We start from the raw sequence: 15205 nt of genomic DNA on the forward strand, positions 1-15205 counted from the left end.
ACCCTACGCGATGCTCAGAGGACGGCCGTGGCGCCTTCGGCGCCCAGTTGCACGAGACGCAGCCGCCCCCCGTCGTTCTCGAGCACGGTCCGCGAGCAATTGTCGGGGCGGAAGCACACGAGGCGGTCGTCACCGGAGGCGGCGCCGACGGCCGCGTTGATGCCGAAGAAGTGGGTGACCACGACGGTTGCGACGTCGAGCGCGCCGATGGCGGCGAGCAACTGGGCGCGCCAGCGCAGCAACGCGTCGTCCTGCTCGGCCCATCGCCCCGCGTAGATGCTCCGGAGCCACGCCCCGCGCCCGGGGAGGTCGTCGACCGGCGCCCGGATCTCGCCGACGGCGGGCTCGACGTCGGCCACGACGCCCCACACCCGCTCGAGCGCGGCGGCTGTCTCGCGCGTGCGTCGCATCGGCGAGACGACGACCGGGAGAGGCCCGTCGGGCGCGAGGGCCGCGGCCATGGCCGCTGCCTGTTCCCGGCCGTCAGCGTCGAGCGCGGGGTCGGCATCCGCGTCCCACGCGGCGGCAGCGCGACCGTGCCGCACGAGGACCAGCCGGCTCAGCTGCGCGCCTCCGCTGCGCTCGGCTTCTGAGAGGCGCGGTGCTCGCTCGTCACATGGGAGCTACGCGCCTCCGCTGCGCTCGGCTTCTGAGAGGCGCGGTGCTCGCTCGTCACATGGGAGCTGCGCGCCTCCGCTGCGCTTCGGTGCTCGCTCAATCGAGGTCGTCGAGCAGACCGTGCTCGTGGATGCCGGCGGGTGCGCCGCGGCGGATGAACCACTCGGTGCCGAAGGCGCGCGCGAAGAACTCGGACGGCATGGCGAGGAAGAACGACGACTCGGAGATCTGACTGGCGTGGGCGGCCATCGCCGCCCGCTTGCGGTCGAGGTAGTCGGTGACGTCGACCTCGGTGGTGATCTGGTCCTCACCCACACCGAAGTCGTCCATCGCGTCGGGATCGAGGTCGCCGGGCATCTCCATGCCGGCGGATCGAGCCTCGAGCAGGCCCCGCACGATCGCGTCGCGGTTCGCGGTGGCTTCGTAGACGCGCCGTGTGCCGGCGAGTTCGGACGCGCGCACTCCGACGCGGTGGACCTGGATGTGGTCGGGATGGCCGTACCCGCCGTGCTCGTCGTAGACGGTGAGCACGTCGGCCTGCTCCTCGTCGAGGATGGCGCCCAGCCGCTTCGCCGCTTCGTCGACGTCGGCCCGCCAGAACGAGCCCGGCGCGTCGTTCTCGGGCGTGCCCATCATCCCGGAGTCGACGAACCCGAGGAACTCGACGCGGGCCGCCCCGAGCACCTCGGCCGCACGGAGACATTCCTGCTCGCGCCGCTGCCACAGCTCCTCGCCCTCGTCGAGGAAGCCGTCGTCCACCTCGCCGTGCTCGCCGCGCGTGGCGAACACGATGACCACCCGGTGGCCCGCGTCGGCCGCCTTCGCGAGCGACCCGCCGGTGGGGATGGTCTCGTCGTCGGGATGGGCGTGGAAGCTGACCAGCGTCGCCATCAGTGCACGGCTCCCGCTTCGCGCAGCTTGGCCACGTCGTCGGCGTCGAAGCCCCACGCGAGGAGGACATCGTCGGTGTGCTCACCCGGTCTCGGCGGTGGCCCCTGGACCTCGGCGGAGGTGCGGCTGAAGCGGGGAGCCGGCGCAGGCTGCACAATGCCGTCACGCGTGAGGAACGTGGCGCGCGCCCGGTTGTGCGGGTGCGCGGGCGCCTCCGCGAGCGAGAGCACCGGCGCGAAGCACGCGTCGCTTCCCTCGAGCAACGCGCTCCACTCGTCGCGCGTCTTCGTGCGGAACAGCTCCGCGAAGCGCTCCTTCATCGTGGGCCACTGCGTGCGGTCGAGCTGCCAGGGGAGGTCCTCGTGCTCCCAACCGACGAGACGCAGCAGCTCCGCGTAGAACTTGGCCTCGATGGGCCCGACCGCGACGAACTTGGCGTCGGCGGTCTCGTAGACGTCGTAGAAGTGGGCGCCGGTGTCGAGGATGTTGGTGCCGGGCTCTTCACCCCACAGGCCCATCGCGACGAACGCGTGGATCATCGTCATCAGCACCGCGGTGCCGTCGACCATGGCCGCGTCGACGACCTGCCCCTGCCCCGACCGCCCCGCCTCGACGAGCGCGCACGCCACACCGAACGCGAGGAGCATGCCCCCGCCACCGAAGTCGCCCACCATGTTCAGTGGAGGCACGGGGCGCTCGCCCTTGCGGGCGAAGCTGTTCAGCGCGCCGGCCAGCGCGATGTAGTTGATGTCGTGGCCCGCGGCCTGCGCCAACGGCCCGTCCTGGCCCCAGCCCGTCATGCGCCCGAAGACGAGTCGGGGGTTGCGGGCGAGGCACTCGTCGGGCCCGAGGCCCAGGCGTTCCATGACCCCCGGCCGGAACCCTTCGATGAGCGCGTCGGCCTGCTCGACGAGTCGGAGCACGGTGGCGACGCCGTCGGGGTGCTTGAGGTCCACGGCCACCGAGCGACGGCCACGGTTCAGCACGTCGCGCGCGGGGTCGCCCGCACCGGGTCCGGGACGGTCGACGCGCACCACGTCGGCACCCATGTCGGCCAGCATCATGGCGGTGAACGGGCCCGGCCCGATGCCCGCCATCTCGATCACCCGAAGGCCCTGCAGCGGTCCCATCTCGTCGACGCTACCAACTGCCGATGACGGAGCTACCGTGACGGCGGTGACGTCGATGACGGAGATCGCGGCCGCGTACGCCGGCGGCCGCGCCCGTATCACTCGGCTCGTCGAAGATCTCGACGAGCAGGAGGCCGCCACCATCGTGCCCGGCTGCCCGGCGTGGACGGTGAAGGACGTCGTTGCCCACCTCACCGGGATCTGCAGCGACATCGTGGCCGGGAACATCGAGGGCGTCGCGACCGATCCGTGGACCGCCGCCCAGGTCGACGCCCGCCGGCCCTTGCCCGTGTCGCAGCTCGTGGCCGAGTGGGACGAGGTCGGGCCCCAGGTCGAGGCGATGTTGCACGCGTTCCCGGAGCCGGCGAGGCAGCTCGTCACGGACCTCGCGACGCACGAGCACGACCTGCGCGGCGCGCTAGCGAGGCCCGGCGCCCGCGATTCCGACGCCATCGACATCGGGCTCGCGTTCACGGCGCCGAACTTCGTGATGGCCCTGGCCGATCGCGGCGTGCCCGCGCTCTCCTTGCGCGCCGGTGACCGTGAGTGGACCGCGGAGGGGGCCCGGCCGGTCGCCTCGGTGTCGGGCGACCGCTTCGAGCTGCTGCGGGCGCTGACCGGCCGGCGCAGCACGTCGCAGCTGCGACAGCTGAACTGGGACGGTGACCCCGAGCCCTACCTGCCCGCGTTCGAGTGGGGACCGTTCCACGTGCCCGCGGCGGACGTCGTCGAGTAGAGCACCGCTCTTCTTGTCGTACGTGGCCGTCCGCACGACGGCTGAGTACGTCAAGAACGGCGGCTTTGGCCGACGCGGTCAGTGCTGGTGCGACGGCGGCACGTCGAGCGCGGGGTTGCGGTCGAAGAACCCGAAGGGCTGGAGGGTGAACCCGGCGTACTCGACCGGCATGACCGGCCAGTCCTCGGGCCGGGCGACATGGTTGACGCCGAACGTGTACCAGACCACCACGTCGGTGTTCTCGATCGGGCGGTCGGCGGCCGTCCACTCGGGAAGGCCGGCACCCCCCGCGTGGAGGTTGGGATACCCCGCGGCGCGCCGCTCGTCCGGCGCGTAGGGCGTCACCCACAGGTTGTTGCGGGCGAACCCCGCCCGTCGCGCGACCGCCGAGCTCTCGTCGGCGAGCATCGTGGGCGTGTTGCCGGGCATGAGCCGGTACGCAACCGGACGACCCACCGCGTTGCGACGACCCGGGTTCACGATCATCCACCCGCGGCCGCGCGCGGGGTCGACGACGCGTTGGGCCTCTGATTCACGCGCCAACAGACGCGCGGACGACACCGTCGCGTTGCCGTAGGGGTTGTCGGGGCCCGGCGGTAGCCCGGTGACCTCGGTCTCGTAGACCGAGTTCTCCGGCCCGTCGACGTCGAAGTCGAGCCGGAAGTTGAACAGGTGCTGGTGGTGGGGCGCAGCCAACTGCGGTGCGACGAGCGAGCCGTGGGCGGGCTCCTCACCCGGTGCGACCGCCATCGTCTGGAGGATGCCGGTGAGCTTCACCTCGAGCTGCTTGGTGCCGTCGAGGTAGAAGTACCAGAAGAAGCCGTACTCGTAGTTGCCGACGGTGTGGATGGAGCTCACGACCAGGCGCCGCGACCGGCGCACCTCGGTGGTGAAGGTGTGCATGTCGAAGTGCTTCCAGAGGATCCCGTAGTCCTCCTCGTGCATGCAGATGGCGTTCGGGACCGCCTGGCCCTCGCCCTCCTCGTCGGCGACCGCGGCGTCGAAGTAGTGGATGGTGCCGAGGCAGTCGCACCCGAGCTCGAGCGAGTTCACGAACGGGAAGCGGCCGAGGCCCAGCTCGCCGGAGTCGAAGGCGTTCTTCCAACGGTGCCCGAGCGCGGCCTCGCCGTAGGGCACGACCATCTCGCTGAGCGCGGCGCGGTGCAGGATGGGACGCACCCGGCCCTGGTCCTCGTAACCGACGGTGTGGAGCACGAGCCCGTCGAGCGGGTGCATCGACACGCGGAAGCGCCACTTCTGCCAGTGCACCTCGTTGCCCGTCACCTCGAAGCTCGGCCCCTCGGCCTGCACGATGTCGAGCGGCTTCAGGTCGGTGCGCAGCGCGCCCACGCTCGCGGCGTCGTAGTTGCCGTGCGCCTTCGGCACCGGCACCACACCGTGGTCCTCGACCGAGACCACCTCGCCGTGCTGGACGTCGACGGTGGCGACCACGCCCTCGATCGGATGCGCGTAGCCGTTGTCCGCCGGGTTGTCACGCACGTAGGAGATGACGCGGACCAGCCGCCGGTCGCGCTCGCCCTCGATGCCGAAGTTGCCTGCCGGCCAGGGGTCGAGCTGGAGGCTGTCGAGGTCGGTGATGCCCCGCTTGGCCAGCGCGTCGACGTAACGGGGGTCGGCCTTGGTCAGCTCGATCGCGCCCATCATCTCGCCCAGCAGGTTCATGGCCTGGTCGTCGGAGCGCACCCACGACACGACCTCGCGGCGCGTGAGTGACACGACCGCTTCGTACGTGCCGCCGGTGGCGTGGTCGACCACCAGCGCGCCCGCCTCGCGCTCGACGGTGTCGCCCGGCGCGAAGTCGCGCACGACCTCCTTGACCGGCTCGTGCAGGGTGATGGCGGCGAAATGGGCCCGGTCGCCGACGTGCCCGCTCGCGCGCAGGATCGCAGCAGTGGCAGAGATCTCCTCGACCGTCAACGGCTCGAGCGGGTGCTCGACGATGGTCGTCTCGGATACGGCAGTCATGGCTTCATCCTCCGAACAGGCGGCGTGGGTTGTCGACGAGCATCGAGGTCCACGTGGCGCGCTCGACACCCCGCGCCTCGAGCCTCGGCCAGAAGTCGGTGAACATGTACGTGTGGGTGCGGCGGTAGAGCTGGTCGAGCACCATCGGCAGCACCGCCTGCAGCAACTCCTCGGGAACCGCGTACGGGAGGCGTGGTGACCGGAGGCAGCAGCCGTGGTCCTGGCTGAGGCACACGCGGTCGGCGTGACCGGCCTGGATGAGGGCGACGACGAGGTCGGCCTGCCGGTCGTCGGGAACGAGCAACTCGATGCCGATGCGATCGAACCCCACGAACGACCCGCGCTCGGCGATCGCGACGTGGCCGGCGGAGTCGCGTGCCTGGCCCTGGTGGCCGATGAGACACCGGCCCAGGTCGACGCCGTGCTCGGCCAGGATGTCCTGCTGCACGTCGCCACCGATGGAGTTCTCGCAGTGGCTGATGATCGCGAGACCCGACTCGACCGCCGCCATCGCCGCCGCCGCGATCACCTTGCGGTCGTGCTCGCCGGGCGGATCGTTCGAGGCGATCTTGATGGCGCCCGGCCTGATGCCCGTCGAGCCGATCCCGTTGCGGATCTCGTGGAGGTAGAGCTCCGCGACCTCCTCGGCCGAGCGGACCCGCCAGTAATAGGGGATCCCGATTCCCTGGTGGTAGAAGCCCGTGGTGCAGACGATCTGCATGCCGGAACGCTCGGCCACCTCGGCCATCAGCTCGGGGTCACGACCCAGGTCGATCGGACACGGGTCGACGAAGGTGCGCACGCCGTGCTCGGCCAGTCCGGCCATGCGCTCGACCGCGGTCTCGACGCACGCGGCGCGGTCCCAATGACCGGTGGGGTCGAGCTCGTCGCCCGGATAGGCGACGCGGATGTGCTCGTGCACGAGCGTTGGTCCGAGCTCGGCCGCGTCAACCGGGCCGGTGACGGTGTGCACGGTCGCCATGGAGGCGGACGCTAGTCCGACGCCGCGCGGCTCACCCCGTGCGCCGGACCAGACGGGCTCGCCCGATCACCGAGCCGCCTGCCGTGCGCAACGAAACGGTGTCGTAAACCGCGAGATCGCGACGCCCCGACCACGACAGGTTGACGGTGCCGGCCTCACCCGGCGCGAGCGCGCCGAAGCAGGCGGGAGCGACACCATTGCCCGACAGGCACAGGCGGGCGCCCGTGCGGGCGTGCCCGTAGGCCATGATCCACGAGACGACGCGGTTCGAGTCGTAGACGATCACGTCGAGGTCACCGGTCTGCGCGATGCGGAGATGGCCGCGGTGGCCGTAGCTCACCGTCTCGACGAAACGGGCCGAGCGTGCCTCGGACGGGTGCGTGCGCGTGCGGGAGACGACGAACGCCGCCGCGAGCACCACGACGATCAACGCGCCCACGAGCACCAGGCGCGACCGCCGCCGCCGGGCCCGCTGGTCGGTCACGAACCGGCGCAGCACCGCGGTCCTCGTTTCGGGCGAGAGCGACATCAGACCCACCTGTGCGCCGCGAGCGCGTTGCGCAGCTCGGCGTACGCTGCCCGGGCGCGGCTCTTCGCGGTCCCCTCGGGCACGCCGAGACGCGCCGCGGTCTGCACGAGCGTGAAGCCGTCGAGCACGTGCTCGACGACCGCGCGGCGGTCCCCCGACAGCTCCCCGATCGCCGACTGCACGGCCGCCTGGACGTCGCGACGCTCGGCGGTCTCAGCCGGCCCCCCGGCTGCGTCGGCCCGTTCGATGCGCTCGGTCGACGCGGGTGTGGTGCGGCGGCGCAGCAAGCCCAGCGCCACGTTGCGCGCGATGCGGTGGGCCCAGGCTTCGAGCGTGCCGCGCCGCGCGTCGAAGCGGCCCGCGTTGCGCCACACCCGCTCGAAGGTGTCCTGCACGACGTCGTCCGCCGACGCGGCTCCCACGAGGCGCACGGCCTGCGCGTGGATCCCGGGCGCCAGGCGGTCGTACACGACACCCATCGCTTCCTCGGACCCGGCGGCGAGCGCCTCCATGAGGATCTCGTCCTCGACGATCGTGTCTTCGTCGGAGTTGCGCGGCACGACCCGACGTTACGTTGTGGCGTGAGCGAGGTGCGGGTCGACCCCCTGACCGGCGCGCCGGTCGTGATCGTGGGACCGCGCCAGGACCGGCCCAACCTCCCGGCCGACACCTGTCCCTTCTGCCCCGGCGGGCTCGAGGCGCCGGAGCCCTACCGGGTGCGCTGGTTCACCAACCGGTGGCCCCCACTGGCCGCGGGACGCGCCGAGGTGGTGCTCTACTCGCCCGACCACCGGGCGACGTTCGCGTCGTTGGGCGTCGACGGCGCCCGGCGCGTGATCGACCTGTGGGCCGAGCGCACGCGGGAGCTCGGCTCCCGCCCCGACGTCGCGTACGTGCTCGTGTTCGAGAACCGCGGGCCCGAGGTGGGAGCGACGATCGCGCACCCGCACGGCCAGGTCTACGCGTTCGAAGATGTGCCCGAGGTCCCGAGGCGCGAGCTCGACACAGACCGGTGCGCGCTCTGCGCCGTCGAGCCGGGCGGGCAGCTCGTCGCGCGCGCCGGCGACTGGCGCGCATGGGTGCCGCCCGCCGCGAGCTGGCCCTACGAGCTGACGGTCGCGCCGGTGGACCATCTGGGCGACCTGCCTGCCCTCGATGGTGCGTCGCGCGACGGCATGGCGGCCGTGCTCGTCGACGGGCTCGGCCGTCTCGACCGTCTCTTCGCGGCGCCCATGCCCTACATGCTGTGGGTGCACCAGCGCCCCACCGACGGGCGTCGCTGGCCCGCGTCGCATGTGCACGTCCACGTGGCGCCGCTCCACCGGGCCGCGGGCACCCCGCGCTTCGTCGCCGCGGGCGAGCTGGGCAGCGGTGTCTACTTCAACCCGGTCGACCCGGCCCAGGCCGCGGCGGAGCTGCGACGGGCGTGAAGGCGTACGCGCCCGGCCGGGTGAACCTGATGGGTGACCACACCGACTACACCGGTGGGCTCGTGCTGCCGATGGCCGTCGACCTCGGCACCACCGTGGAAGGCACCGCGTCGTCGCGGGAGCACGTGCGGCTGTCGTCCGCGGAGGAGCCCGACGATGCCGTCGTGCCCCTCACCGTCACCGATCCCGCGGCGATCGAGCCGCCCTGGGCGCGCTATGTCGCCGGCGTCGTCTCCGTGCTCCGACCGATGACGGGCTTCGTGGGCACCGTCCACACCACGCTGCCGATCGGCGCCGGCCTGTCCTCGAGCGCGGCGCTGGAGGCGGCAGTGGCCCTGGCGCTCGGCTTCGACGGCTCACCCCACGAGCTGGCGCGGGCGTGTCAGGAGGCGGAGCAGATCGCGAGCGGCGTCCCGTGCGGCGTGATGGACCAGCTGGCCGCGGCGGCTGGGGTTGCGGGACACGCCCTGCTCATCGACTGCTCGACGCTCACCGTCGAGCCGGTCGCGTTGCCCGCGGGTGTCGAGGTGGTGGTCGCGCACTCGGGTGTGCAGCGGGCGCTGGTGACGAGCGCATATGCGCGGAGGCGCTCGGAATGCGAGGCCGCGGAGCGGGCGCTCGGCATTCCCTTGCGCGACGCGACGCCCGCGGATGTGGCCCGGCTCGACGACGCCCTCTTCCGCCGGCGCGCCCGTCACGTCGTGAGCGAGAACCGACGCGTCTGCGCCGTCGCCGAAGCCTTCGCCGGTGCGGATCTCGCGACGATCGGCGAGGCGATGACCGCGAGCCACGCCAGCCTGCGGGACGACTTCGAGGTGTCGACACCCGAGCTCGACGCGCTCGTGGCGCGGCTGACGCGTACGCCCGGTGTGATCGGGGCGCGCCTCACGGGCGCGGGCTTCGGCGGCTGCGCGGTCGCGCTCGTGCACGCGGGCGCCGCGGTCGACGGCCGGCGCGTGCGCGCGGCCGGCGGCGCACGTGTCGAGCGCTAGCCTGGTGGTCCCAACAGCGGCTGGAGCAGTGACCAGTCGGCCACGCCGCAGCCGTCGGCGCGGGTCACGGTGACGTCGACGGGCCGACCCGTGATGCGCCCGGTCACGTCCGCCCGCTGCGGGCCACCGTAGAGCTGGGTGCAGACCTGGTGCGCGGGAGCGCCCGACACCAGCCTCGCCCGCGCCTTGGCGTCGACGGTCACCAGATCGCACGCGGCGCGCGAGTCGGCGATGAAACCGGTGGCGGCAGGCGATCCGTCGCACGTGAGCGTCGCCCGGCGGGGCGTGGCGCCCGGCGCCGGGCGTACCACCACCCGCAACGACGTGGCCTGCCCGTCGCCCCGGACGGCCACCGGCCGTTGGCCACCGCAGCCCGCGACCGCGAGGGCAACCGCGGCCAACGCGACGAAGGTCGGCGCGGCGAGCGGACTCGGGCAGGCGCGCGGCAGGGAATGCGTCCGGTGCAGCGAGGAACCGTCGGGGCCGACGCGCACTGAACCGCTACATGCGATCGAGCAGCTGGGACTTCTTGGTGTCGAACTCGGCCTGCGAGATCACTCCCCGCTGGCGCAGCTCGTCGAGCTTCTCCAGCTGCTCGGGCACGGAGAGCTCGCGCCGACCGGCCATGCGGTCGGCGTTGCGCTGCTGCGCCGCCTCGATCTGGCGGTAGACCTCGTTCTGCACCTGCATCGGGTGCGGGATGTCGGTGAACATCTGCTGGCCCCGCTCCCCCGCCGACTCGATCACGAGGTCGCCGGCACCGATCACCCGCTCGAACAACGACGCGTGGAACGTGATGTCGTTCACCCGCTCGAGCGGGATCTCACGACCCTGCTTCGACAGCACGCCCGAGCGGAAGACGAGCCGGTCGGTGGTGACCACGAAGTTGGTGGTGGTCCAGCGGAGGAAGCGCAGCAGGAGCCAGACGAGGGTGACGAGCACGAGGGCGAGGGCGGCGACGAGGAGCAGGCCGGGCGCGCCGATCGCGGCCACGAAGATCGTGAGCGCCACGGTCAGCACCACGGCGGTGACCGGACCCGAGAGGAACCACCAGTGCGGTCGGAGGTCGAGGATCACGTCCTCGTTGTCGTTGAGCAGCTTGCGCGGGAACGGCACGTGCTCAGCGTACGGTGACCCGCCCCGTCAGCGGTAGACCTTGCTCCGATCAGAGGATGTCGGCATCGGACGGGTGCAGGGTGCACTCGACACCGAGCGAACGCGCCAGGTCGCGCAGCCGCCCGCCGAGCTCCTCGACGTCGAGCTCCGGGGGCACGGTCACCTCGAGCAACATGGCGTACGCAGGACGCGCCGCGTCGCCGATCACACGGGTCGTGAGGTCGACGATGTTGACGGTCTGGTCGGCGAGGAGGCCGGAGATGCGGTGCACGATGCCGGGCCGGTCGACCCCGTAGACCGAGACCGTCCAGGTGTCGCCGGGCGGCGAGACCGGTACCTCGTCGTCGAGGGCGCGCACGGCCACGACCAGATCGAGCTCGCCCGCGGGCTCCGCCAGCGCACGCTCGAGCTCGCCGGGCGTGAGGCCCGCGGGCGCGTCGACGACGAGCATCATGGCGAAGTGGCCGCGCAGGATGGTCATCGAGGTGTCCTCGATGTTGCACCCGCGATCCACGAACACCTTGGTGGCGGCGGCCACGATGCCGGGCCGATCGGCCCCGAACGCGGTCACGGCGACGTGGGGCACGGACGGACGCTACCGCCGTGGCGCGTCCCGGCGTGATGCGAGCAGGCGGCCCGCGGTCAGGCGAACAACCGGAGCTGGCAGAGGCGCCCGACCGCGTCGTCCCACGAGTCGAGCCGGCGGGCCCGCGTGAGCTCGTGGTCGCGGTTGTAGGGGCGGTCGAGCAGCCACGACTCGCACACCGCACCGAGCAGATCGGCCTCGACGGGATTGTCCTCGATCGCCGCCACCGCACCCACCCGGCGCGCCACCGCCGCCTTGGTGCCGACCGGTGTGTGGTGCACGGCGTCGAGGGCGAAGCCGTTGCGACGCAGCCACGCGCGGGTGACGGGGGCGAGATGGGAGGGCCGGGCGGTGATGCCCACGAGCCGCCAGCCGGCCTCGAGCAGCTGGCTCACCCCGTGGGACGCGCCCTCGTGGCGCGCCCCCTCGTCGTAGAGCGCGGGGTCGTCGAACACCTCGTCGAGAAAGGCGTTGAGCGACCGCTCGGGCACGCCGAGCTGCAGCAGCCGCAGGTCGTAGGTGCGCCAGGTGGACGGGTGCGTGGCCACGCCGAACCGGTCGGCGATGCGAGCGGCCACGCAGGGGCCCAGGTCGCACAGCACACCGTCGAGATCGAGCGCGATCACCATGTCCTCCGAGGATAACGAGGGGGTGTGACGGGAAGCCCCAGAAACCCCTTGACGCCGCGGCCGCGCAGGCCGATCATCCTCCCTACGCCGAACGCGACGGCGTCCGCACCACCGGGTGAGGTCGGCCTCAGGCCACCGCCCCGAGCGGGACGGGCGTGCGAGCGGGCGGCGTGGGCGCCGAGGTCGGGAGCCGGGAGACCGGAGACCGGGCTCGGGCGCTGAGGGCCACCGCCGTGCGGGCCGACAGCCGAAAGGCACCGGTGCGCAGGAGGCAGCGGTCCTCGGGTGCGGCCCCGAGAAGTACGGAGGGCTCCGGCCCGAAGGCTACTCGGGGCCGTTCCGCGCCGTGCCGCCTTGCCGCTGCGCGGCTGTGCCGCTGACCGCTCCGTGGGGGGGAGCATCCACCTGGCTGTCATACCCCCTCAGTACGGTCGATCGCATGGCCGCGGACGCGCCCCTCGACGCACTTCCGAAGGCACCGACGAAGGCACCGACGAAGGCGCGGCCCGACGAGCTGCCGCGCGAGCTGCAGCATCTCAACCCGGCCCAGCGCGAGGCGGTCGTGTCCGACGCGGCGCCCTTGTGCATCCTGGCGGGGGCGGGCTCGGGCAAGACACGCGTCTTGACGCGCCGGGTCGCGTGGCGGGTGCACGAGGGCACCGCCGACCCGCGCCACGTCCTCGTCGTCACCTTCACCCGCAAGGCAGCGGGCGAGCTGGCCTCGCGCCTGAGCGCGCTCGGCGTGCGCGACCAGGTCGCGTCGGGCACGTTCCACGCGCTCGCCTACGCGCAGCTGCGACGGCTCTGGGCCGACGCCGGCCGGCGTCAGCCCACCCTGCTCGAGCGCAAGGTCCGGCTGCTGTCCCCGTTGCTGCCGCGCGGGCGCGACGCCACCGTGCAACCCGTCGACGTCGCCACCGAGATCGAGTGGGCGAAGGCGCAGATGATCGGGCCGGATCGTTACGAGCACGCGGCCTCCGTCGCGGCGCGCAAGCCGCCGCTCCCCGCCGGCGCGATCGCGTCCATCTACGAACGGTACGAGGACGAGAAGCGGCGGCGCGGGCTGGTCGACTTCGACGACCTCCTGCTGTTGTGCGCGGAGGCGCTCGAGCGCGACCGCGAGTTCGCGGCAGGCCAGCGTTGGCGCTTCCGTCACCTCTTCGTCGACGAGTTCCAGGACGTCAACCCCGCCCAGTTCCGGCTCCTGCAGGGTTGGCGTGGCGACCGCGACGACCTCTGTGTGGTGGGCGACCCCAACCAGGGCATCTTCAGCTGGAACGGCGCCGACGTCGGCTTCCTCACCGAGTTCCCACAGCACTTCCCGGGCGCCACCGTCCTGCGCCTCGACGACAACTACCGGTCGTCACCGGAGATCCTGGCCGTGGCCAACGCCGTCCTCGGCCACGACGCCCGCCTGCACGCCAACCGGGCCGCGGGGATGCACCCCTCGGTGACCTGTCACCCGTCCGACCGCGAGGAGGCGCAGTCCGTCGCCCGCGCCATGCGCCGCCGCCACTCCGGCGGCGTCCCGTGGTCGCACCAGGCCGTGCTCACGCGCACCAACGCCCAGCTCGTGCTCTTCGAGGAGGCGCTGCGCGCCGCGCAGGTCCCCTACCGGGTCAAGGGTCGGGGCTCGTTCCTCGATCAACCCGAGGTCCGCCAGGCGCTGATCGAGCTGCGCCGCCAACCCGCGGGCACGCCCCTCCTCTCCGGCATCACCGACATCGACGAGCTGCTCGCCGGCGACGGCCCCGAGGAGCGCCGCCACGAGCTCGAAGCCCTCGTGCGCCTGGCCCGCGAGCACGCCGCGTCCGACCCCACCGCCACCATCGCGAGCTTCGGCGCCTGGCTGGTGGCCACCGTCCGGGGCGACCAGCCCGAGCGGGCGGGCGACGCGGTCACGCTGGCCACCTTCCACGCCGCCAAGGGGCTCGAGTGGCCGGTCGTGTTCCTCGCCGGGCTCGAGCGGGGGCTCGTGCCCATCGGCCACGCCGACTCGGCCGCGGCGCGGGCCGAGGAGCGCCGCCTGCTCTACGTCGCGGTCACCCGGGCCGAGCGCGAGCTGCACTGCTCGTGGGCCGAGCGGCGAACGTTCGGGTCGCGCACGCACAACCGCACGCCGTCACCGTGGCTGGACGCGGTCGAGGCCACCCTGCGCGCGCTCGCGGAGGGAGGCGACGGCACCGATTGGCGTCGCCACGTGCACGAAGGGCGGGCCACCCTCCAGCGGGCCCCCAAACGCGAGGCACGCGGGCTCGAGGTCGGCGTCCACGCTGACCCTGCCGTGTACCAGGCGCTCAAGACATGGCGTTCGGCGACCGCGCGCGACTGCGGCGTCCCGGCATTCGTCATCTTCCACGACACCACGCTGGCCGCCGTCGCCGAGGCGAAGCCACGCGACCGTCACGCCCTCCTCGCCCTGCCGGGCATGGGCCCGGTGAAGGCGGACCGCTACGGCGACGAGCTGCTGGCGGTCGTGGCGGAACACGTCTCGGCCTGAGCGTGCGGTTCTCGGTCGAGCACCGGTTCGCGGCGCCCGTCCGTGCGGTCGAGCGCTCGATGACCGACCCCGACTTCTTCGCCGAGCTGCGCGACCTACCCGGCATCGAGGCCCCGGAGCTGCTCGACCGACGCGAGCGGCCCGGGGCGATCGAGCTCGACGTTCGCTACGTCTTCTCGGGCGACCTGCCGAGCGTCGCCCGACGGGTGCTCGGCCGGGGCGAGCTGGCGTGGGTGCAGCGCTCGACCTTCGACCTCGAGCGCCATCGCAGCGACTTCACCATCGTGCCCGAGACCCATGCCGACCTGCTCACCTGCACGGGCGTCTACGCGCTGCGCGGCGACGGCAGCGGCGAGCGGGAACAGACGGCGCGCACGATCAGCGGCGAGCTGCGCGTGCGGGTGCCGCTGCTCGGGGGCCGGGCGGAGCGGGCCATCGTCGGCGGGTTGGTCGAGCGGCTCGACGCCGAGGCCGAGGCGCTCCGCCGATGGCTTGCTTCACACACGGAGCGTTGACTCAACCGTTGACAGCGCGTGGTCGGGGCGCGACAACGGAACGATGAGCTCCTACGTGTGGCCGAACGACGATGGCTGGCCCTATCCCGACTCGGTCGGCGAGTGGGCCGACCAGGCGGGCGACATCGACGACGACCTCCTGTCGCTACGCGCCGGGCCGCCGCACCTCTTCGACGACCTCGACCCGCTCGAGCGCCAGGTGATCACGAGCAGGTTCGGCCTCGACGGCGCGGTCCCGCGCACGATGAAGCAGCTGCACAACGACACCGGCGTGGCGCGGGCCGAGCTGCGCGAGGCGCTGGGCTCGGGCCTGGCCAAGCTGCGCACCCAGTTGAGCTGACGCCCCGCGCTCGGGAGCCGGGCGCGCCGAGGCCCGATCAAGAGGCGCGCCTCGCGAAGCCGTGGTCGCGGAGCCAGCCGGACGCGGCGCGCGCGGGCGTCTGTCCGTCGATGTCGACGTCGCGGTTGAGCGCGATCAGATCCGCGGTCTGGAGCTGCGCGCTCACCCGGTCGATCAACGCGACGAGCGCGCCGCCGTAACGGCGCACGACCGCCCGGCGCACGA

18 protein-coding genes are annotated in these 15205 nt (G+C 72.6%); 6 read left to right on the forward strand and 12 right to left on the reverse strand.

Annotated elements, in window-relative coordinates; all coding sequences use genetic code 11:
* Nucleotides 1-14 precede the first annotated feature (14 nt).
* From E6G06_20470 to E6G06_20480, 3 genes are all read right to left on the reverse strand, one after another.
* Nucleotides 15-563 (reverse strand): histidine phosphatase family protein, encoded by a 549-nt coding sequence (locus E6G06_20470; protein TML86640.1) that lies wholly within the window; start codon nt 561-563, stop codon nt 15-17.
* Between the two features lie 151 nt (nt 564-714).
* On the reverse strand, nt 715-1509 hold the full coding sequence (locus tag E6G06_20475) for a GlcNAc-PI de-N-acetylase (protein TML86641.1): 795 nt from the start codon (nt 1507-1509) through the stop codon (nt 715-717).
* Nucleotides 1509-2639, reverse strand: a complete 1131-nt coding sequence (locus E6G06_20480) for a CoA transferase (GenBank protein TML86642.1) — start codon at nt 2637-2639, stop codon at nt 1509-1511. Before E6G06_20480 ends, E6G06_20475 begins: the two co-directional genes overlap by 1 nt.
* On the opposite strand from E6G06_20480, the gene E6G06_20485 reads away from it, so the two are divergent.
* Nucleotides 2557-3375 (forward strand): maleylpyruvate isomerase family mycothiol-dependent enzyme, encoded by an 819-nt coding sequence (locus E6G06_20485; protein TML86643.1) that lies wholly within the window; start codon nt 2557-2559, stop codon nt 3373-3375. The genes E6G06_20480 and E6G06_20485 overlap by 83 nt on opposite strands.
* Before the next feature lie 78 nt (nt 3376-3453).
* Here the strand turns inward: E6G06_20485 and E6G06_20490 are convergent, their stop codons facing one another.
* Genes E6G06_20490 through E6G06_20505 form a run of 4 tightly spaced genes read right to left on the reverse strand, consistent with a single transcriptional unit; the run spans nt 3454 to nt 7432 of the window.
* On the reverse strand, nt 3454-5361 hold the full coding sequence (locus E6G06_20490) for a primary-amine oxidase (protein TML86644.1): 1908 nt from the start codon (nt 5359-5361) through the stop codon (nt 3454-3456).
* 4 nt (nt 5362-5365) lie between these two features.
* On the reverse strand, nt 5366-6343 hold the full coding sequence (locus E6G06_20495) for a hypothetical protein (GenBank protein TML86645.1): 978 nt from the start codon (nt 6341-6343) through the stop codon (nt 5366-5368).
* 31 nt (nt 6344-6374) lie between these two features.
* Nucleotides 6375-6872: a hypothetical protein gene (locus E6G06_20500; GenBank protein TML86646.1), complete on the reverse strand. Its 498-nt coding sequence runs from the start codon at nt 6870-6872 to the stop codon at nt 6375-6377.
* Nucleotides 6872-7432, reverse strand: a complete 561-nt coding sequence (locus tag E6G06_20505; GenBank protein TML86647.1) for an RNA polymerase sigma factor — start codon at nt 7430-7432, stop codon at nt 6872-6874. The genes E6G06_20500 and E6G06_20505 overlap by 1 nt, the downstream gene beginning before the upstream one ends.
* A 21-nt stretch (nt 7433-7453) precedes the next feature.
* On the opposite strand from E6G06_20505, the gene E6G06_20510 reads away from it, so the two are divergent.
* Nucleotides 7454-8302, forward strand: a complete 849-nt coding sequence (locus E6G06_20510; GenBank protein ID TML86648.1) for a galactose-1-phosphate uridylyltransferase — start codon at nt 7454-7456, stop codon at nt 8300-8302.
* Nucleotides 8299-9294, forward strand: a complete 996-nt coding sequence (gene galK / locus E6G06_20515) for a galactokinase (GenBank protein TML86649.1) — start codon at nt 8299-8301, stop codon at nt 9292-9294. Before E6G06_20510 ends, galK begins: the two co-directional genes overlap by 4 nt.
* Here the strand turns inward: galK and E6G06_20520 are convergent.
* The 4 genes from E6G06_20520 to E6G06_20535 form a co-directional block, all read right to left on the reverse strand.
* Nucleotides 9291-9695, reverse strand: a complete 405-nt coding sequence (locus tag E6G06_20520) for a serine protease inhibitor (GenBank protein ID TML86650.1) — start codon at nt 9693-9695, stop codon at nt 9291-9293. The genes galK and E6G06_20520 overlap by 4 nt on opposite strands.
* Nucleotides 9696-9795: 100 nt before the next feature.
* Complete coding sequence (locus tag E6G06_20525; GenBank protein TML86664.1) at nt 9796-10410, reverse strand: PH domain-containing protein; 615 nt, start codon at nt 10408-10410, stop codon at nt 9796-9798.
* A gap of 49 nt (nt 10411-10459) precedes the next feature.
* Nucleotides 10460-10996, reverse strand: a complete 537-nt coding sequence (locus tag E6G06_20530; GenBank protein TML86651.1) for an ACT domain-containing protein — start codon at nt 10994-10996, stop codon at nt 10460-10462.
* 56 nt (nt 10997-11052) lie between these two features.
* Nucleotides 11053-11625, reverse strand: coding sequence for a hypothetical protein (locus tag E6G06_20535; GenBank protein TML86652.1), 573 nt, complete (start codon nt 11623-11625; stop codon nt 11053-11055).
* A 439-nt stretch (nt 11626-12064) separates the two neighbouring features.
* Between E6G06_20535 and E6G06_20540 the strand changes: the two genes are divergently transcribed.
* From E6G06_20540 to E6G06_20550, 3 genes are read left to right on the forward strand one after another with little or no spacing between them, the layout of a single operon-like run.
* A complete protein-coding gene (locus tag E6G06_20540) occupies nt 12065-14125 on the forward strand; it encodes an ATP-dependent DNA helicase UvrD2 (GenBank protein ID TML86653.1) in 2061 nt (686 codons plus the stop codon).
* A 2-nt stretch (nt 14126-14127) separates the two neighbouring features.
* On the forward strand, nt 14128-14640 hold the full coding sequence (locus E6G06_20545; protein TML86654.1) for a DUF2505 domain-containing protein: 513 nt from the start codon (nt 14128-14130) through the stop codon (nt 14638-14640).
* Between the two features lie 43 nt (nt 14641-14683).
* Nucleotides 14684-14980: a hypothetical protein gene (locus tag E6G06_20550; protein ID TML86655.1), complete on the forward strand. Its 297-nt coding sequence runs from the start codon at nt 14684-14686 to the stop codon at nt 14978-14980.
* A 37-nt stretch (nt 14981-15017) separates the two neighbouring features.
* Here E6G06_20550 and E6G06_20555 read toward each other — a convergent pair.
* A partial coding sequence (locus tag E6G06_20555) for a hypothetical protein (GenBank protein TML86656.1) occupies nt 15018-15205 on the reverse strand: 188 nt, incomplete at its 5' end.

It is taken from the genome of Actinomycetota bacterium, assembly GCA_005888325.1.
GTDB lineage: Bacteria > Actinomycetota > Acidimicrobiia > Acidimicrobiales > AC-14 > AC-14.

Bases quoted from the DNA above. Each gene is read 5' to 3' on its own strand.
- E6G06_20475 (TML86641.1), bottom strand. From the start codon at position 1,509: ATGGCGACGCTGGTCAGCTTCCACGCCCATCCCGACGACGAGACCATC.
- E6G06_20485 (TML86643.1), top strand. From the start codon at position 2,557: ATGTCGGCCAGCATCATGGCGGTGAACGGGCCCGGCCCGATGCCCGCC.
- E6G06_20480 (TML86642.1), bottom strand. From the start codon at position 2,639: ATGGGACCGCTGCAGGGCCTTCGGGTGATCGAGATGGCGGGCATCGGG.
- E6G06_20490 (TML86644.1), bottom strand. From the start codon at position 5,361: ATGACTGCCGTATCCGAGACGACCATCGTCGAGCACCCGCTCGAGCCG.
- E6G06_20495 (TML86645.1), bottom strand. From the start codon at position 6,343: ATGGCGACCGTGCACACCGTCACCGGCCCGGTTGACGCGGCCGAGCTC.
- E6G06_20500 (TML86646.1), bottom strand. From the start codon at position 6,872: ATGTCGCTCTCGCCCGAAACGAGGACCGCGGTGCTGCGCCGGTTCGTG.
- E6G06_20535 (TML86652.1), bottom strand. From the start codon at position 11,625: ATGGTGATCGCGCTCGATCTCGACGGTGTGCTGTGCGACCTGGGCCCC.
- E6G06_20540 (TML86653.1), top strand. From the start codon at position 12,065: ATGGCCGCGGACGCGCCCCTCGACGCACTTCCGAAGGCACCGACGAAG.
- E6G06_20550 (TML86655.1), top strand. From the start codon at position 14,684: ATGAGCTCCTACGTGTGGCCGAACGACGATGGCTGGCCCTATCCCGAC.